Annotated in this window: 23 protein-coding genes; 21 read left to right on the top strand and 2 right to left on the bottom strand. The window is 41.4% G+C overall.

Translation table 11 applies throughout. The features are described from left to right. Positions 1–151: 151 nt before the first annotated feature. The 7 genes from I2F76_RS10165 to I2F76_RS10135 all read left to right on the top strand — a co-directional run bounded on the left by I2F76_RS10165 (position 152) and on the right by I2F76_RS10135 (position 5,895). The gene (locus tag I2F76_RS10165; protein WP_023918810.1) at positions 152–430 is read left to right on the top strand and encodes a DUF2129 domain-containing protein; all 279 of its coding nucleotides are present in this window, start codon (positions 152–154) and stop codon (positions 428–430) included. Positions 431–538: 108 nt separating this feature from the next. After that, on the top strand, positions 539–1,696 hold the full coding sequence (locus I2F76_RS10160) for an ABC transporter substrate-binding protein (protein WP_195487791.1): 1,158 nt from the start codon (positions 539–541) through the stop codon (positions 1,694–1,696). 81 nt (positions 1,697–1,777) lie between these two features. Beyond that, positions 1,778–2,647 (top strand): branched-chain amino acid ABC transporter permease, encoded by an 870-nt coding sequence (locus I2F76_RS10155; protein ID WP_045759743.1) that lies wholly within the window; start codon positions 1,778–1,780, stop codon positions 2,645–2,647. Positions 2,648–2,650: 3 nt separating this feature from the next. After that, positions 2,651–3,598 (top strand): branched-chain amino acid ABC transporter permease, encoded by a 948-nt coding sequence (locus tag I2F76_RS10150; RefSeq protein ID WP_070466373.1) that lies wholly within the window; start codon positions 2,651–2,653, stop codon positions 3,596–3,598. Further along, the gene (locus I2F76_RS10145; RefSeq protein WP_195487790.1) at positions 3,598–4,362 is read left to right on the top strand and encodes an ABC transporter ATP-binding protein; all 765 of its coding nucleotides are present in this window, start codon (positions 3,598–3,600) and stop codon (positions 4,360–4,362) included. The genes I2F76_RS10150 and I2F76_RS10145 overlap by 1 nt, the downstream gene beginning before the upstream one ends. Continuing rightward, positions 4,362–5,072, top strand: a complete 711-nt coding sequence (locus I2F76_RS10140) for an ABC transporter ATP-binding protein (RefSeq protein ID WP_003005434.1) — start codon at positions 4,362–4,364, stop codon at positions 5,070–5,072. Before I2F76_RS10145 ends, I2F76_RS10140 begins: the two co-directional genes overlap by 1 nt. Positions 5,073–5,238: 166 nt before the next feature. After that, a complete protein-coding gene (locus I2F76_RS10135) occupies positions 5,239–5,895 on the top strand; it encodes a CBS domain-containing protein (protein ID WP_003005183.1) in 657 nt (218 codons plus the stop codon). Positions 5,896–5,937: 42 nt separating this feature from the next. Here I2F76_RS10135 and I2F76_RS10130 read toward each other — a convergent pair whose 3' ends face one another. Next, complete coding sequence (locus I2F76_RS10130; protein WP_195487789.1) at positions 5,938–6,825, bottom strand: YitT family protein; 888 nt, start codon at positions 6,823–6,825, stop codon at positions 5,938–5,940. A 149-nt stretch (positions 6,826–6,974) separates the two neighbouring features. On the opposite strand from I2F76_RS10130, the gene tmk reads away from it, so the two are divergent. The 8 genes from tmk to I2F76_RS10090 all read left to right on the top strand — a co-directional run bounded on the left by tmk (position 6,975) and on the right by I2F76_RS10090 (position 12,752). Continuing rightward, entirely contained in the window at positions 6,975–7,613 is a 639-nt protein-coding gene (tmk, locus tag I2F76_RS10125; protein ID WP_049472085.1) for a dTMP kinase, read from the top strand. Further along, positions 7,610–8,503 carry a DNA polymerase III subunit delta' gene (locus tag I2F76_RS10120; RefSeq protein ID WP_049472084.1) on the top strand — a complete coding sequence of 298 codons (894 nt, stop codon included), beginning with the start codon at positions 7,610–7,612 and terminating at the stop codon, positions 8,501–8,503. The genes tmk and I2F76_RS10120 overlap by 4 nt, the downstream gene beginning before the upstream one ends. A gap of 9 nt (positions 8,504–8,512) precedes the next feature. Further along, complete coding sequence (yabA, locus tag I2F76_RS10115) at positions 8,513–8,833, top strand: DNA replication initiation control protein YabA (protein ID WP_003005416.1); 321 nt, start codon at positions 8,513–8,515, stop codon at positions 8,831–8,833. A gap of 2 nt (positions 8,834–8,835) precedes the next feature. Further along, complete coding sequence (gene rsmI / locus I2F76_RS10110) at positions 8,836–9,693, top strand: 16S rRNA (cytidine(1402)-2'-O)-methyltransferase (protein WP_195487788.1); 858 nt, start codon at positions 8,836–8,838, stop codon at positions 9,691–9,693. Between the two features lie 17 nt (positions 9,694–9,710). Beyond that, positions 9,711–10,292, top strand: a complete 582-nt coding sequence (locus tag I2F76_RS10105) for a GNAT family N-acetyltransferase (RefSeq protein ID WP_003008260.1) — start codon at positions 9,711–9,713, stop codon at positions 10,290–10,292. Beyond that, positions 10,276–10,767 carry a methylated-DNA--[protein]-cysteine S-methyltransferase gene (locus I2F76_RS10100; RefSeq protein ID WP_195487787.1) on the top strand — a complete coding sequence of 164 codons (492 nt, stop codon included), beginning with the start codon at positions 10,276–10,278 and terminating at the stop codon, positions 10,765–10,767. Before I2F76_RS10105 ends, I2F76_RS10100 begins: the two co-directional genes overlap by 17 nt. Before the next feature lie 5 nt (positions 10,768–10,772). Next, positions 10,773–11,126, top strand: a complete 354-nt coding sequence (locus I2F76_RS10095; RefSeq protein ID WP_195487786.1) for an arsenate reductase family protein — start codon at positions 10,773–10,775, stop codon at positions 11,124–11,126. Between the two features lie 84 nt (positions 11,127–11,210). Beyond that, positions 11,211–12,752: an ABC-F family ATP-binding cassette domain-containing protein gene (locus I2F76_RS10090; RefSeq protein ID WP_003005197.1), complete on the top strand. Its 1,542-nt coding sequence runs from the start codon at positions 11,211–11,213 to the stop codon at positions 12,750–12,752. 323 nt (positions 12,753–13,075) lie between these two features. Here the strand turns inward: I2F76_RS10090 and I2F76_RS10085 are convergent, their stop codons facing one another. Then, positions 13,076–13,921, bottom strand: coding sequence for a peptidylprolyl isomerase (locus tag I2F76_RS10085; protein WP_195487785.1), 846 nt, complete (start codon positions 13,919–13,921; stop codon positions 13,076–13,078). Between the two features lie 277 nt (positions 13,922–14,198). Here I2F76_RS10085 and I2F76_RS10630 point away from each other — a divergent pair, with 277 nt between their 5' ends. The 6 genes from I2F76_RS10630 to I2F76_RS10060 all read left to right on the top strand — a co-directional run bounded on the left by I2F76_RS10630 (position 14,199) and on the right by I2F76_RS10060 (position 18,175). Next, on the top strand, positions 14,199–14,486 hold the full coding sequence (locus I2F76_RS10630) for a hypothetical protein (protein WP_229289746.1): 288 nt from the start codon (positions 14,199–14,201) through the stop codon (positions 14,484–14,486). Further along, positions 14,483–15,184: a hypothetical protein gene (locus tag I2F76_RS10080; protein WP_229289745.1), complete on the top strand. Its 702-nt coding sequence runs from the start codon at positions 14,483–14,485 to the stop codon at positions 15,182–15,184. Before I2F76_RS10630 ends, I2F76_RS10080 begins: the two co-directional genes overlap by 4 nt. An 86-nt stretch (positions 15,185–15,270) precedes the next feature. Next, on the top strand, positions 15,271–16,062 hold the full coding sequence (locus I2F76_RS10075; protein WP_049482862.1) for a hypothetical protein: 792 nt from the start codon (positions 15,271–15,273) through the stop codon (positions 16,060–16,062). Then, positions 16,043–16,918, top strand: a complete 876-nt coding sequence (locus tag I2F76_RS10070; protein ID WP_195487784.1) for a hypothetical protein — start codon at positions 16,043–16,045, stop codon at positions 16,916–16,918. The genes I2F76_RS10075 and I2F76_RS10070 overlap by 20 nt, the downstream gene beginning before the upstream one ends. After that, complete coding sequence (locus I2F76_RS10065; protein WP_195487783.1) at positions 16,911–17,393, top strand: hypothetical protein; 483 nt, start codon at positions 16,911–16,913, stop codon at positions 17,391–17,393. Before I2F76_RS10070 ends, I2F76_RS10065 begins: the two co-directional genes overlap by 8 nt. Before the next feature lie 32 nt (positions 17,394–17,425). Then, positions 17,426–18,175 (top strand): hypothetical protein, encoded by a 750-nt coding sequence (locus I2F76_RS10060; protein ID WP_195487782.1) that lies wholly within the window; start codon positions 17,426–17,428, stop codon positions 18,173–18,175. Positions 18,176–18,220 lie beyond the last annotated feature (45 nt).

Raw genomic sequence — 18,220 nt, 5'->3', positions numbered from 1 at the left:
AGCCCTACTCAACTGTGCGGAGGTGGGACGACGAAATCGAATTCTAACGAATTACCGATTTCTGTCCCACTCTCTTTTTTGCTCTCATAAAAGAGTAGTTCTTTTTCTTGAAATTTGATATACTAGTAATAGAACGAGAAAGGGATTGACCATGTTTGAGAAACAAGAAAGAACAGGCTTGATTGTTAAATTGTATTACAATCGAGACGGGAAAAAATTACAATCTGTCGGAGATGTCTTGTACCATTCTAAGAAATGCCGTTATGTCCAATTGTATGTGGACAGTGACAAGGCCGATCAAGTCATGGAAGACTTAAAGAAAGAACGTTATGTCAAAAAGGTCTTGCCTTGCCATCTCAAAGATTTAGATACAGATTTTGTGGGGAGTTTGCAACGATTGGAGACCCCATCTGTGGTCACAGAAGTTTAGAAAACGCAATCATTTGATGGATTGCGCTTTTTTTATTGACAATTGTCAGATAATTCGGTATATTCTTAATGTATTTATTTTAAGATTCATTTAAGGAGATCATTACAAATGAAGAAAAAATTTGCTCTTTCATTTTTAACCATTGCAAGTGTCGCTCTTCTTGCTGCTTGTGGTGAAGTTTCTACTTCAGGTTCAAACACAACTGGTAACGAAATCGGCAAGGAACTAAAAGTCGGTTTTAACTTTGAAAAAACTGGTGAAGTAGCAGCCTACGGTAGCGCTGAACAAAAAGGTGCTCAATTGGCCGTTGATGAAATCAACGCTAAGGGTGGAGCTGACGGTAAGAAGATCGTTGTCACAGATAAAGATAACAAATCTGAAACAGCTGAAGCAGCTACAGTCACTACAAACCTTGTCACTCAATCAAAAGTGAACGCTCTTGTAGGACCTGCAACTTCAGGTGCTACTGCAGCAGCGGTTGCCAACGCTGGTAAAGCAGGTGTTCCATTGGTCACACCATCAGCAACTCAAGATGATTTGACAAAAGGTCAAGATTACCTCTTCCGTGCAACCTTTATCGATAGCTTCCAAGGAAAAATCATCGCTAAATACACAACTGATAACTTGAAAGCGAAGAAAGTCGTTCTCTACTACGATAACTCATCTGACTATGCGAAAGGGATTGCTGAAGCCTTCAAGAAATCTTACAAAGGTGAAATCGTAGCAACAGAAACGTTCCAATCTAAGGATACAGACTTCCAAGCTGCTCTTACAAAAATCAAAGATAAAGACTTCGATGCGATTGTTCTTCCAGGGTACTACACTGAAACTGGTAAGATCGTAAACCAAGCGCGTGGTATGGGAATCAAACAACCAATCATTGGTGGTGATGGATTTAGCGATGAGAAGTTCGTTGAACAAGCAACACCTGCTGCAGCTACTGATATCTACTACGTAGCTGGATTCTCTACTGAAGGTGAAATGACTGATAAAGCCAAGAAATTCGTAGAAGCATACAAAGCGAAATACAATGAAGAACCTTCAATGTTCGCAGCTTTGGCTTATGACTCAGTTTACATGGTTGCAGAAGCATCTAAAGGTGCTAAGAACTCTGTCGAATTGAAAGACAACCTTGCCAAGTTGAAAGACTTGGAAGGTGTGACTGGTACAATGTCAATCGACAAGAACCACAACCCGGTTAAATCAGCTCTTATGATTGGCTTGAAAGATGGTAAAGTCAAATCTGTTGAGTCTGTTAAACCATAATTATCATTTGTTGTTTGTACAAGAGGCTGGGAGAATAAAAATTCCTGGCCTCGCTCTTTATTGTTAGAAAGGATGGTTCAAATGCTCCAGCAATTAGTGAACGGTCTAATCTTGGGAAGTGTCTATGCACTTTTGGCCCTTGGTTATACCATGGTGTATGGAATTATCAAATTGATCAACTTTGCCCATGGGGATATCTACATGGTAGGTGCCTTTATGGGATATTTCTTATTGAACTCATTGAAGGTTAACTTCTTTGTAGCCTTGCTCCTAGCCATGGTTGGGACAGCTATTTTAGGGGTTGTGATTGAATACCTGGCTTATCGTCCGCTTCGTCATTCGACTCGGATTGCTGCCTTGATCACAGCGATCGGTGTCTCCTTCTTGCTTGAATATGGGATGGTCTTCTTTGTAGGAGCCAATACCCGTTCCTTCCCTCAAGTGATTAAAACGGTTCGTTACAACTTCGGTCCTATTTCAATCTCCAATATTCAGTTGATGATCTTGGGAGTGTCTGTTTTCTTGATGGTCGCTCTTCAATTTATTATCCAAAAGACAAAGATGGGGAAAGCCATGCGTGCTGTATCTGTCGATAGTGATGCGGCTCAATTGATGGGGATTAACGTAAACCGTACGATCAGCTTCACCTTTGCTTTGGGTTCAGCCTTGGCAGGTGCTGGTGGGGTCTTGATCGGTTTGTACTACAACTCGATCGAGCCTTTGATGGGGATGACACCAGGGATCAAAGCCTTTGTCGCAGCCGTTCTTGGAGGAATCGGAATCATTCCAGGTGCGGCCCTAGGTGGATTTGTCATCGGTTTGTTGGAAACATTCGCTACAGCGATCGGTCTTTCAGACTTTCGTGATGCCATTGTGTATGCCATCTTGATTGTGATCTTGCTCATCCGTCCAGCAGGAATCCTCGGTAAAAATGTGAAAGAGAAGGTGTAAGCCATGAAACAAAATTTAAAAGTGAATTTAGTCTGGCTTGGTCTTTTGGTCGCAGGTTTTGCCTTGATCCAAGTCTTGGTTGCAGCGGGTGTGCTCAACCTCTTCTATATCCAAATTTTAGAACAAATCGGAATTAATATTATCCTTGCAGTTGGCTTGAACCTCATTGTTGGTTTCTCAGGTCAATTCTCACTCGGACATGCCGGTTTTATGGCGATTGGTGCCTATTCTGCAGCCATTCTCGGTTCTAAATCACCAACCTATGGGGCTTTCTTTGGTGCGATGGTTTTAGGTGCTTTGATTGCTGGTGTCGTTGCCTTGATCGTTGGGGTTCCAACCCTTCGTTTGAAAGGGGACTACCTCGCGATTGCGACACTTGGGGTTTCTGAAATCATTCGGATCTTGATCGTCAATGGTGGTACTCTAACAAATGGTGCTGCTGGGATCCTTGGTTTGCCAGCCTTTACAACTTGGCAATTGGTTTACCTCTTTGTTGTCATTACAACGATCTTTACGATTAACTTCTTACGCAGTCCAATTGGACGCTCTACCCTTTCTGTTCGTGAAGATGAAATCGCAGCAGAATCTGTTGGGATCAATACAACCAAAGTCAAAGTCATCGCCTTTGTATTTGGTGCGATCACAGCGGCGATTGCTGGATCTCTCCAAGCTGGCTTTATCGGCTCTGTTGTTCCTAAAGATTACTCTTTCACCAATACCATTAATGTCTTGATCATTGTCGTGTTTGGTGGTTTGGGATCAATGTCAGGAACAGTTTTGGCAGCCATCGTCTTGGGTATCTTGAACATGGTGCTTCAAGACTTCTCAAGTGTACGTATGATCATTTACTCATTGGCTTTGATTCTCGTGATGATCTTCCGTCCAGGTGGTCTTCTTGGAACATGGGAATTCAGCTTGAAAAAACTACTCTCAAAAAAGGAGGCTAACTAATGGCACTTCTTGAAGTAAAAAATTTAACAAAAAACTTTGGTGGTTTGACAGCCGTTGGGGATGTGACCATGGAACTTAATGAAGGGGAATTGGTTGGTTTGATCGGACCCAACGGTGCCGGTAAAACAACCCTCTTCAACCTCCTAACAGGGGTATATGAACCAAGTGAAGGGACCATTACCTTAGATGGTCAGTTGCTAAATGGTAAAGCACCTTATAAAATCGCTGCAGGTGGTCTGGGACGGACTTTCCAAAATATTCGTCTCTTTAAAGATTTAAGCGTTTTGGACAATGTCTTGATTGCCTTTGCCAATCACCACAAACCACATGTCTTTGCGAGTCTTTTCCGCTTGCCAAGCTATTACAAGAATGAAGAAGCTTTGAAAGCGAAAGCCCTTGAATTGTTAGCGATTTTTGGTTTGGAAAAAGAAGCAGATACCTTGGCCAAAAACTTAGCTTACGGACAACAACGTCACTTGGAGATCGTTCGTGCCCTTGCTACAGAGCCAAAAATCCTCTTCTTGGATGAACCTGCTGCAGGGATGAACCCTCAAGAAACATCAGAATTAACCCAACTGATCCGTCGCATTCAAAAAGAATTTAATATTACGATCATGTTGATCGAGCATGATATGAGTTTGGTTATGGAAGTAACAGAACGGATTTATGTATTGGAATATGGCCGCTTGATTGCCCATGGTACGCCAGATGAAATCAAGAACAACAAACGTGTAATCGAAGCCTATCTAGGAGGTGAAGCCTAATGTCTATGTTAAAAGTTGAAAATCTTTCTGTACACTATGGCATGATCCAGGCTGTCCGTGATGTCAGTTTCGAGGTAAATGAAGGAGAAGTTGTTTCTCTTATCGGTGCTAACGGTGCTGGGAAAACATCTATTCTTCGTACCATTTCAGGTTTGGTGCGTCCAAGTGCTGGGAAAATTGAGTTTTTGGGTCAGGAGATTCAAAAGGTTCCAGCTCAAAAGATTGTAGCAGCAGGACTCTCCCAAGTTCCAGAAGGCCGTCACGTCTTTCCAGGCTTGACCGTTATGGAAAACTTGGAAATGGGAGCTTTCTTGAAGAAAGATCGAGAAGAAAATCAAGCTAACTTGAAGAAAGTCTTCTCCCGTTTCCCACGTTTGGAAGAACGGAAGAACCAAGATGCAGCCACCCTATCTGGTGGGGAGCAACAAATGCTTGCAATGGGTCGTGCCCTCATGTCGACGCCAAAACTTTTGCTCCTGGATGAACCTTCTATGGGATTGGCCCCAATCTTTATCCAAGAAATCTTTGATATCATCCAAGATATCCAAAAACAAGGAACAACTGTTCTCTTGATTGAACAAAATGCCAACAAGGCCCTTGCCATCGCAGACCGCGGTTATGTTTTGGAAACAGGGAAAGTCGTTCTTACCGGAACAGGAAAAGAACTCTTAGCCTCAGAAGAAGTCCGCAAGGCCTACCTTGGTGGATAAGATTTTTAAGTTTGTTTGAAAGGAAAGGTCGAATGGCCTTTCTTTTTTTCACCTCTCTTGTTTGATTTTTCTAAATTTTGAAAACAAGAGAAAACTGCTGAAAGCGTTTGAAATCATTCTTAAAATCAAGTATAATAAAAATAATAAAAGCATAGGAGAACTTGTTATGGCTGTTAAAGATTTTATGACACGTAAAGTGGTTTACATTAGTCCAGATACTACAATTGCCCACGCGGCAGATTTGATGCGCGAACAAGGTTTGCACCGTTTGCCAGTCATTGAAAACGATAAATTGGTTGGTTTGGTGACAGAAGGTACGATTGCAGAAGCAAGTCCATCTAAAGCAACAAGCTTGTCTATTTTCGAGATGAACTATCTGTTGAACAAGACTAAGGTTAAAGATGTCATGCTTCGCGATGTCATTACCGTCTCTAAATTTGCAAGCTTAGAAGATGCTACTTACCTCATGTATAAGAACAAGGTGGGAATTCTTCCAGTCGTGGACAATGACCAAGTATCCGGTGTCATCACAGATCGTGATATTTTCCGTGCCTTCCTTGAAGTATCCGGTTATGGAGAAGAAGGAGTTCGTGTTCGCTTTGTGACAGAAGATAAGGTTGGCGTTCTAGAACAAATCATTCACTTGATTGTAGAAGAAGGGTATAACATCGCAAATACAGTCAATATCCCAACCAAAGACGATCGTGTCGTTATCGAAGTTCAAATTGATGGGGTGACAGATCTAGAAGGAATCCGTAGTAAATTTGAAGCCAACGGTTTGAAAGTCGATGAAATCACTCGAACAACCGCAAAAGCTATTTAATAGAAAAATCAGGCTGGATGACAATCCAGTCTGATTTTTCTATTAACGGTTAATGGGTTGTTTTTCTTTATCTAAAGTGAAGCCTTCGCCCAGAATTTCATGGGCTTCTGAAATGGTGATAAAGGCGAATGGATCGATCTGATTGATGATGTCTTTCATTTGTTTCATCTCATTCCGTGAAACGACACAGTAGACAATATCCAGATCTTTACGGCTGTAATAGCCCATCCCGCGAATAAAGGTAATCCCGCGACCCAGATCGTCAGAAACCTTTTTGGCAATTTCTTCTGGTTTAGAGGTAACGATAAGGAAGCCTTTTCCAGCAAAACCACCTTCCCCAATCAAGTCGATGACAAGGGTGTCAATCAGGATAAAGAAGAGGGTATACATAGCGGTGCGGACATCTTGGAAGACTACGACAACAGTTATCAGAACAATGGCATCGACAATCAACATGAGTTTTCCCATGGTGAGGGAAGTGTATTTGTTAAAGATGCGAGCGAGGATATCTGTTCCTCCAGTGGTTCCTCCAGCATTGAAGATAATCCCTAGCCCCAAACCAAGTACAACCCCTGAGGCGATACAGGCAAGCAGAATATCTCCTTTAAAGGCGTTAAAGATGAAGTGATGGTAGCGGTGGCTGAGGGATATCGCTTCAAAAATCGCCATCCAAGCGGAAACCGAGAAAGTCCCCAGTAAGCTCAGGTAAAGAGATTTCTTGCCCAGCAGTTTCCAAGCCAGAATGAAAAGAGGGATATTGATCAGCAAGTTCATGATGGATACGGGGATTTTGAAGAGGTAATAGGTGATCAAGGTAATCCCTGTTGCTCCTCCTTCATAGAAGTGAAAGGGAATGACCAAAAAATAGATCCCAAACGAAAAAATGCCGGCCCCCAAGATGATAGCCAGAATATCTTTAAATTTAAACATGATAGGTTGTCTCCTAAAACTTTATAAGATCATTGTAACAAAAAAGTAAAAAAATGAAAATGACTTTGAAAAATTTTCTCTCCTAAAATACAAGATTTTTACCCTTATTTTTGGTAAAATAAAAAGAAGAAAAACAGAAAGAGGATACTATGGTAAACGGTACATTAATTTCATTTGAAGGTCCAGAAGGAGCGGGGAAATCATCGGTCCTAGAAGCCGTTTTGCCTCTACTTGAAGAAAAAGGGATTCCTTTTATTACAACCCGTGAACCAGGCGGTGTAGATATTGCCGAAAAGATCCGCCAAGTCATTTTAGATCCAGACCATACTAGTATGGATGCCAAGACCGAGTTGTTGCTCTATATTGCTAGTCGCCGGCAGCATTTGGTGGAACGTGTCTTACCGGCCCTTGCAGCTGGGAAAATCGTCTTGATGGACCGCTTTATTGATAGCTCGGTCGCTTATCAAGGGTATGGTCGCGGTCTGAGTGTGGAAGATATCGAGTGGCTCAATCAATTCGCGACAGATGGTCTTAAACCAGATCTCACCCTTTACTTTGATCTGGATGTCGAAGAAGGGCTCGCTCGAATTGCCAAAAACCAAGAGCGGGAAGTCAATCGTTTGGATTTGGAAGGATTGGAGCTTCACCAAAAAGTCAGACAAGGTTATTTGGCCTTGTATGAAAAGGAACCAGAGCGCATTGTGAAAATCGATGCCAGTCAATCCTTTGAGGCAGTCTTTGCGGATGTTTTGGCTGTTTTAGAAAATCGCTTGGGGATATTGAAATGAAGCTAGAAGAGATCCAACAGCTCCAGCCAGAATTGGTGGAGCGCTTCACCCAGATCTTAGAACACAAACAGCTCAGTCATGCTTATCTCTTTACGGGTTCTTTTGCCAGTTTTGAGATGGCCCTCTTGCTAGCTCAAAGTCAATTTTGCGAAGATTTGCAGGGAGTCTGGCCTTGTGGCAAATGCCGTTCCTGTCGCTTGATTGCTGAAGAAGAATTCTCAGACGTAAAGATCGTGCGTCCAGTCAACCAGATCATTAAGACCGACCGCATTCGCTCGCTCGTTCAAGACTTTTCTCAATCAGGATTTGAAGGAAGCCGGCAGGTCTTTATCGTCCAAGATGCGGATAAGATGCATACCAATGCGGCCAACTCTCTCTTAAAAGTTATGGAAGAACCCCAGAGTGAGATCTATCTCTTCTTGTTGACATCCGATGAAAACTTGATCTTACCGACCATCAAGAGTCGGGCCCAGCAGGTCCATTTTCCTAAAAAGCAAGCCTACCTAACCGAACTGCTAGAAAAAGAAGGCTTGATCAAATCACAGGCAAGTCTAGTAGCTCGTTTTAGTTTTAGTCTCGAAGAAGCAGAGCAGCAAAAAAAGAATGCTACGTTTTTTGAACTGGCAAAAGTTTGTGATCAGTTCATCGAACGTTGTCAATCCAATTTGAATCGTGCTTATTTGGAAGTGACCCGCTTAGTGAGCCTAGCAGATGATAAGGAAAAACAAAGCCAGGCCTTTCGTTTGATGGAGTTGGCTTTAGAAGAGCAGTTGCGCTTGAGTAGATCCCAGCAGTTGCTTGAGAAATTGAGTCTTGCTCGCAGGATGTGGAAGGCCAATGTTTCTTTTCAAAATGCTCTAGAATATATGGTTTTGAGCTTAGAAAGTTAAGGAGTCAGAATGAATAAAAAAGAATTATTTGATGCTTTAGACGGCTTCTCTCAGAATTTGTTGGTCACCTTGGCTGAAGTCGAAGCCATCAAGAAAAATTTGAAACAAGTCATCGAAGAAAATACAGCTCTTCGCTTAGAAAATGATAAATTGAGAGAGCGTTTGGGGGAAGTTGAGAAGACTTCATCCGCAAAGTCACAACACCATGGACGTGAAAATTTGCAACGCATTTACAACGACGGTTTTCATATTTGCACTTATTCTTATGGTCAACGCCGTGAGAACGATGAAGAGTGTATGTTTTGTGACGAGTTGCTATTTAGGGAGTAAGCATGCAGATCCAACGAAGTTTTAAAGGGGAAAAGAAAACAGGGGTGCTTTACCTGGTCCCAACACCGATCGGCAATCGGGAGGATATGAGTTACCGCATGGTCCAGACCTTAAAAGATGTGGACTTGATCGCAGCTGAGGATACTAGAAATACAGGCCTCTTGCTCAAGCATTTTGAGATTGCGACGCCCCAGACTAGCTTTCATGAGCACAATGCCATGGAGAAAATTCCAGATCTGATCGCCCATTTAGAATCCGGAAAGGATGTGGCGCAAGTCTCAGATGCAGGACTTCCTAGTATCTCTGACCCCGGTCATGATTTGGTCAAGGCAGCGATTGAACGAGAGATTCCTGTCGTAGCTGTGCCTGGTCCTAGTGCGGGTATAACGGGTTTGATTGCCAGTGGCCTAGCCCCTCAACCTCATATTTTTTATGGATTTCTGCCTCGCAAAGAGGGGCAACAGAAAGCCTTTTTCCAAGAAAAAGTAGCCTATCCGGAGACTCAGATCTTTTATGAATCGCCCCATCGAGTGAAGGCAACCTTAGAGAATATGTTGGCTGTCTATGGGGATCGTCCTGTCGTCCTGGTTCGTGAATTAACCAAAATCTACGAGGAATATACTCGCGGCAGTATTTCTGAGTTAGTCGCATTTCTTGAAGAAAATCCCCTCAAAGGGGAGTGTCTCTTGATTGTCGAAGGAGCCAAGAAAGAAGAACTAGATCTAGAAGAGGTCGACTTGATCCAAGAGATCGATACCTTGGTCCAAGAGGGCATGAAGAAAAATCAAGCAATTAAACAGGTCGCCAAACAATACGGCCTGCAAAAGAGTGAGCTCTATGCTCGTTACCATCAAGACTAGGAAAGGTTGGAAGCAGGATGGAAATTAGAATGGCTTATCCCAATGAGATTAAGCGAATTATGGAAATCATCCAAGATGCCAAGGAAAGCCTGGCTCAAAGACAGGTCGACCAGTGGCAGGATGGCTATCCAGATGAAGAGATCATTTTTGAGGATATTCTAGAAAGTCGAGGCTATGTGGCGGTTGAAGATCAGGAAGTCGTCGCCTATGCAGCCGTCTACAAGGGCAACGAAGCGGCCTATAATGAGATTTACGATGGCAAGTGGGAGCATGACAACTATATGTATGTCACTTTTCACCGTGTTGCTGTAGCCAAAGAAGCTGCTGGCAAAGGGGTGGCTCAGACCTTCCTTCAAGGTTTAATCGAAGGAGAAAAAGGGCCAGATTTCCGTTGCGATACGCACCCGGATAATCTGGTCATGCAACATTTGCTTGAAAAATTAGGCTACCATTATTGTGGAAAGGTCCCTATTGATGGTGTCCGCCTGGCTTATCAAAAGATCAAGCGAAAAGCAGAAACCAGTTTATTCCAAGTGGTCTCAGAAGAGGACCGCTGGGACCAAAGAGCAGAAGCGGCCTACAATGACTCTCTATCTTAAACAATTCTATAAAAGCCCTATGGGGCTTCTTTCGATCATTGTCAGTGAGGAAGGTCTTGTAGAGCTTGATTTTTATGATCCGAAAGAGGAGGCGCCGGATCCCTATGGGGCGCCGGAGCAGATCCATCCCTACCATGAGAAGGTGAAGGAGTGGTTGGACCACTATTTTGCTGGGGATCCAATCGCTATCAGCTTTCCATTAGCACCGCAAGGGACAGCCTTTCGAGAGCGGGTGTGGCGGTTATTGCGAGAGATCCCATATGGTGAGACCAAGACCTATGGCCAGCTTGCCCAGGATCTTTCTTGTGGTTCAGCCCAAGCCGTAGGACAGGCTGTTGGACGCAATCCCTTGACGATCTTAGTCCCTTGCCACCGTGTGATGGGAAAAGATGGACAACTGACGGGCTATGCGTCTGGACTTGATCGCAAACGCTGGCTTTTAAAACACGAAGGAATTACCTGGAAGGAGAAATAAAATCGATGTATACATTTATTGAATACCCAAAATGTTCGACTTGTCGAAAAGCTAAATCAGAATTGGACGGTCTCCAATGTGAGTTCCAAAGCCAAAACATCGTCACAGAAACACCGACTAGCCAAGAATTGCAAGAATGGATGACAGCTTCTGGGCTACCGATCAAGTCTTTCTTCAATACTAGCGGAATGAAATACCGAGAACTCGGTTTGAAAGATAAGGTGGATCAACTGACAGTGAAAGAAGCGGCGAATCTCCTTGCTTCAGACGGTATGCTGATCAAGCGGCCTCTCCTTGTCAAAGACGGAAAAGTTGTTCAAGTGGGCTACCGAAAACCATACGCAGACTTAGGTTTGTAAAAGAAAAGGGAGTTGGGCTCCCTTTTCATTTTGCAGTGAAGATGATATAATCATACGAGTGAAATCAATGAAAGAGAGTCAAGCATGAGTATTTTAGAAGTGAAAAATTTGAGTCACGGTTTTGGGGACCGGGCGATTTTTGAGGATGTGTCTTTCCGTTTGTTAAAGGGAGAGCACATCGGTCTGGTCGGAGCCAATGGTGAGGGGAAATCGACCTTCATGAGCATCGTGACTGGTAAGATGCAACCTGACGAAGGAAAGGTGGAGTGGTCTAAGTATGTGACGGCAGGTTATCTGGACCAGCATTCGGTCTTAGAAGAAGGACAAACGGTTCGCGATGTTTTACGGACCGCTTTTGATGAGTTGTTCACAGCTGAAGCTCGCATCAATGACCTCTATATGGCCATGGCGGAAGAGGGAGCCGATGTCGATGCTTTGATGGAAGAAGTAGGAGAACTCCAAGAGCGTCTAGAAAGTCGTGATTTTTATACCTTGGATGCCAAGATCGATGAAGTGGCGCGTGCTCTTGGGGTTATGGACTTTGGGATGGATACGGATGTGACCTCCTTGTCAGGTGGGCAGCGGACCAAGGTCCTTTTGGCTAAATTGCTTCTTGAAAAACCAGATATCCTTCTCTTGGATGAGCCAACCAACTACTTGGATGCGGAGCATATCGATTGGCTTAAACGCTACTTGCAGAACTATGAAAATGCCTTTGTCCTCATTTCCCACGATATTCCTTTCTTGAATGATGTGATCAATATCGTCTACCATGTGGAAAATCAGCAGTTAACCCGCTATTCCGGAGACTACTACCAATTCCTTGAAGTCTATGAAATGAAGAAATCGCAATTGGAAGCGGCTTATGAGCGTCAGCAAAAAGAGATTGCTGATTTGAAAGATTTCGTAGCCCGCAATAAGGCGCGTGTGGCTACACGGAATATGGCCATGTCTCGTCAGAAGAAGCTGGACAAGATGGAACTCATTGAGTTGCAAAGTGAGAAACCAAAGCCATCCTTTGAATTTAAAAATGCCCGGACTCCTGGTCGCTTTATCTTCCAGGCCAAGGATCTCCAGATTGGCTATGACCGTCCTTTGACCAAGCCTTTGAACCTAACGTTTGAACGCAATCAAAAGGTAGCCATCATCGGAGCCAACGGGATCGGGAAAACCACTCTCTTGAAGAGCTTGCTTGGAATCATCCCTCCGATCGCTGGAGAAGTCGAGCGTGGAGACTACCTAGAGCTTGGCTATTTTGAGCAAGAGGTCGAAGGTGGCAATCGCCAGACACCGCTTGAAGCAGTTTGGAATGCCTTTCCGGCTCTCAACCAAGCAGAAGTCCGTGCCGCCCTTGCCCGCTGTGGTTTGACCACCAAACATATCGAGAGCCAAATTCAGGTGCTATCCGGTGGGGAGCAAGCCAAGGTACGCTTCTGTCTCTTGATGAACCGTGAAAACAATGTCTTGGTACTGGACGAACCGACCAACCATTTGGATGTGGATGCTAAAGAAGAATTGAAACGGGCTCTGAAAGAGTACAAGGGATCTATCCTCATGGTTTGCCACGAGCCAGACTTCTATGAAGGCTGGATGGACCAAATCTGGGACTTTAATGAATTGACGTAAATACAAAAAGAGAACCGCATGGTTCTCTTTTCAGATTCTTCTTAGAAACTTTCCTTAGGTGAGTACGGAGGTTAGGTGAAATTATCCAGTGGATGATTTCAGCAATCCAGGAAGTTCCATGACTAATTATTGAGCCTAAGGTCTCAATAATTCCGTGTGCCTGAAACAAATCTGTTTCAGGCACTTTTCTCACGGCGGAAAGTTTCAGTAGATGAATGACTTAAATAATTAGAATTCATTTTTTTACCAATGAATCTATTAGCTAATTTTATGTAAAATGTTTATCAATATCTTAAAAAGAGAACCGTTTGGTTCTCTTTTCATTATTTCTTGAAATCATAGTCTTTTAAGATTTCAATTTTTTCAATCTTGATATCTGTTTTTGGTTTGTCCTTATCATCAGTTTCAGCAGAGGCGATTTTATCGACCACATCCATGCCATCGATCACTTGGCCAAAGACAGTGTAGTTACCACCATCGAGGGTTGGATTTCCACCATTTTTATAAGCGTCGATGATTTTAGCTGGGAAGCGGTCAGTTGGGAGCTTGCTAGAAATATCTTCCTTATTTTGGTTAATATAGAATTGACTACCATTGGTATTTGGACCAGAATTGGCCATGGCAAGGGCTCCACGAAGGTTGTAAAGGTATGGAGAATACTCATTCTCAAAACCAGTACCTGAATCTTTGGATTTGTCTTTGCCCTTCCAGATGGATTCGCCACCAGTACCATCTCCCTTAGGATCCCCAGTTTGGATCATAAAGTTGTTAATGACACGGTGGAAAAGTAAGCCATTGTAGTAGCCTTCTTTTGCGTGGGTCAAGAAGTTTTCAACTGCAAGTGGGGCATATTTAGGGAAGAGCTTCACAGTGATGTCGCCTTCAGTTGTCGTGATTTTAACCTCTGCTTCGTCTTCAGCCACTTCATTTGAGAGCTGTGGGAAGACAGCATTTTCATTGGTCATGGCATCGTTAAAATCTTTGCGCAGTTGTTCTAATTTCTTTTGTTCTTCTTCAATTTTCTTTTGATCTTTTTCACTAGAGCTAGAAGTTGCTGTCTGCTCTGTCTTTTCTTTGCTTGAACTTGAAGAGTTAGCGTCAGTCTTATTAGACGAACAAGCTGTCAAAGCCAAGCCGGAAAATAATAGTAGTGCGATTAATTTTTTCATATTCTTCCTTTCCAACATAGTTGTCTTTCTCTATTGTACCTTAATTTTGCGATACTTTCAAATCTGGACGGGATTCTCTATTTTCTGAGGTTGTTTCAAGATTGATAACATTTGATAAATCACTAATTAAGAAGGAAGTTGCATATAGATAGATAATTCGGTATGATGGAAGATAAGTTGATTTGGTGGAAAATGAACGTATTAAAAATTATATGAGTAGCCTCTTTAGAAAAGGCAAAACGTTAGTCATTACTTATCAAAAAGGTGGAGCAAGAAGATGAAAAAATGGATTAAGGGACATAGAAAAATTGTGATGATCAATACACCAATAGTTATTTTATGTTCAGTTTTTATTAATATGGTTATTTCTAAAAATATGAGTAAAATTGAACCGGAAAAGATATCTTTTGCCACCTTATCAAAAATGAAACGTTCTGATATTCAATTATTTGGGGATAAAAATCAATATGTTCTCGCACCTAGTAATGCTTATTTAGCTATTGGGAAAAATATGCGGCTACTAATGAACGAAAGCTTGCAGAAATATCTAACAGAGATAAGATGAAACTTCAAATAAAAGGAGAATATTGGAATTTAATCCTTTATGATTTGGAAAATGATGGTTTGCCAGAGAGGAAACTAGATCTTTTTCAAATTGTTCGTAATTATAACAAAACTAGCATACCAATTAACTTAGTTGGCTTTTATTATTATAATGGCGTTAGTTATTATAGAGTAAGAATCGAAGATTTTTCGGGAGAAGGTCCCACCTTTAAAGATGTTTTTCTTAATATAGAATCGGGAAAAATTGAAGAATTTCCAGAAGGGACCAAATTTTCTCAAGACTCAGATGTGTTTAACGTAACTTATGCTACAAACTTGTCGGAAGTTATTCGTTCAATGGGATACTATCATCCATCAAATGAGATAACACAATCCTCTGCAAGCGATAAAATTCCGGATACAAATATTAACCTTTATACACTTTATCCAGATCTAGAGACGAAAATGGTTAAAGAAGAATGCAAACTTTATATTCGTTCTGATAAGGTAACAGCAGAGGAAGCATTTGAAACTCTTCTTCACTGGTTTGCACCGAAAGGACAAGACATTCTACCAGCTTATGGCTTTAATGATGATTTCTCAGTATCTGATACTCAAATTCATAATAGTCAAGAAGCCAAGGCGTGGTTAGAAGAGCATCCGAAACTTCGTGAGGAGATTATGGGAGAAGGATACACTGATAAAAATGAGGATAAGTAGAGGTTGAAGGAACGGCTATTGAGATTAAATTGTTTGATTTTGGAGAAGCTGATTCCTTAAAAAAATCATGAATAGGAGGCTACAAATTGGATTATAAAACTCTACGAAAAAACTATAGACTCTATATTAGATCTGCTGGCTTGTTGGCAATGCTTCTCATTATTTGTATTGGGTTCGTGGTCAGAGATACTCTTCTTCAGACTGCTGCGCTCTTATTGGTCCTTGCAGGCTTGTTTTTATTCATCCAATTGCTCAAGAAGAGCTATACCAACAAGTGCAACACCTTGCTCCATGTAGACTTAGATTTAGCTTTTTGGCAGCAATACCTTCAGTTGAACAAGAATGTGAAAAATGCCATTTTACAGATAGATATTAAGCTGACATCAGTCGCCTATTCTTTTATGATGGGAGATTTCGATACTGTCATAAAAGAAGCTAGGGAAGCACTCAGTCAGAAGGATTGTCCGCAGAAATATAAGAACTTTTTTGAGAGTTATCTTATTCGTTCGATCGTGCTGACAAATCCTGATTTGACTAGAGAAGAGCTAGAGGCTCAGTTTAATGAATTGACTATCACAGACTCGATACTGGCTGAGAAAACAAGAAAGGTCTGTCTTGCCCTTTATGATTTAACCATTGCGCACCAAAATAATGACTATTTCGAAGATTTAAGCAATGATTTCAAGTACCAGCAGTTAGAAATGATCTACTACCAAGCCTTGAATGCTACTCTTAAAGGTGATCAGCACAGAGCCAATGATCTCTTTCACAAGTTAATCTCAGAAGATGAGTCACTCTATATCGTTCGAAGGGCTAAACAATACTTGAACAAACACAAGGAGTTATTGGAAGGTAAGAATGAAGAAATCGATCTTTAAAGCCAGTTTTGAAGATAGTCTCAATCTCGAAGACGATGGGTTTGTAAAGTTACAGCAAGAGCAACATGATAAGACAGCAAAATTTTTTAAGAATGGGCATGCTTCCCTTTGGTTTCGAATTCGAAGTTTGATTTTATCCCTTATTTTTCCTATCGGTTTTAACTTCTTTGTGCTGATTGTATCAATGGAATTTCATGAAAGTAAGACGTTAACTCTTCCAATAGCCAGGCGTGAGTCCTTAACAGTAAATGTGTTTTTAATCTTACTTTTCATTTGGCTTTCCTTCGTTGTGATTGGAAAGTGGGTGAAACGAGCTTACCTGTTACCATATCGCTATCAGTTTCACGTTTTTACATTTTTGGTTTGGTTCATATTGGAAATAGATCTAGTTGTTTTTGACATTTTATTGGCCAATCTATCCACTGCGGAAATCATTGCCATTTATGGAATCATGATGATAGCGACATACATGCTATTTACAATTGCACTAGCAGGATTAAGAAAACTTATGTATGCTGAGATTTCGGGGGATACTTTACTTAATAAGATCGCCAAAATAATTTCTCTTTATGGGATGGCTATTTTAGGAATAGGGATCATTATCAAGCATATTTTGGGAATCTTTTCATTAGATGTTTCAACTTCCATCAAGGCATTTGGCTTTTTATTGCTGTGGATCTTTTGTAATATAGTAGTGCTTGCTATCAGTGCTTTTATAGGCTTACCATACTTCCTGCAAGCCTACTACAAATGGAAATATCCTGAGGAATACCGAAGCTGGGAAGGTAAGTCAGTAGAAGAATGGTATGGGAAAAAGTACTTGAAAAAACACAAGGAGTTATTGAAAAATGAATAAGAATTTTAACCAGATGTCTTTTGATGAATTGAAATGCTACCGTAGAGAAGGTTTATGGAGATCTTTGGGACTATTGCTGGTCATTTTTTTAGTGATTGTGGGAATGGTCTTGATGGAAGTGAATCATGTTTCTCCGTCCAATCAGAATCGTTTTCGGGTTATTGGGTTGACAACGGTTATTGCGCTCTTTGGCTACCTGATGCCTCTGATGGCAGCTAATCGTGTCATGCGAGACCATCCGGATTGGGTCAAGAAATCAGGGATTCGAGCAAAAATTCCCTTGCCAATGGCCTGGCATGTCAAAAGACTTTGCGTCCTTGGAGCGAGTCTACTGGTGATTGGAGTAGGATTTTCCTCGTCATTCAAACCACAAGTTCCGCAGACAAATCTTAAGGATCAACAAGATAATATCCAAGTCAATAATGTAATCGATGTGCCTGAGATTGAAGTGCCTATGAGTGGTAGTCAGGACTAGTTAGTGAAAGATTGAATCTAAAATGGAGAAATATGAAACTTTTTACTTACTCATTTGAAGAAAGTCAATCCTTCGTAAATGAGACCATTATTAGCCGCTTTAACGATAAGGGAAATTGGAAAAGATTTATTGGTATGCCTTTATTTTCTGCAATAGTCTATCTACTTTATATCCTTCTTCCAGCAGTCTTTAAGGGAATAAGATTAGATGGAGATGGGGATGTTGCCTATCAATGGTTAAATTTACCTCTTTTGTTTGTTCTACTTTTATTTTATTTGGTCTACATTTTCTATTCGTTTAAATATCGAAAGAAAAAAATGATCTTGAAATATCTCACTTATTGTTATATGTACCTTCTATTACTATTTATGGAATTAGGATTTGTATTAATTGGGATTTTTTGCAGAAAACTTCTCGGTTTTTTATCAGCTGGATTAACGATAGTTGTTGTGATATATCTCTTTAGGAAGGTTCCTAAAAAGATAAAGGCTGCGGTTGAAGAAAGAAAACCCTATGCTTCCTTGGCTGCCCTAGCAACAGAAAAAATGACAGATCAATTATTGATCTTGGGAGGAAGTGGAGTTACAGCGGGTTTTGTATTGTTTGATCGTTCAAACAATACAAATGTAAGAGGGAGCATTGATGCTATCTTAACGCCATTCTGCCCCGCTATTATGGCTGTTGCTCTTTATGTCTTCTTTTTAGAAATAGTAGGGGGTTACTACCTATTTTTGTACTACGAACAATACAAAGAAAAATATGATATTTTAACAAAGGTTTAGCTTAAGAAAACTTATAAAAACAGTGCCTACTCGGTGCTGTTTTTT

This window comes from Streptococcus parasanguinis, assembly GCF_015557775.1.
Taxonomy (GTDB): Bacteria; Bacillota; Bacilli; order Lactobacillales; family Streptococcaceae; genus Streptococcus; species Streptococcus parasanguinis_AA.
Note: the sequence above shows the minus strand (reverse complement) of the source record. Positions and strands in the feature narration are given on the sequence as shown.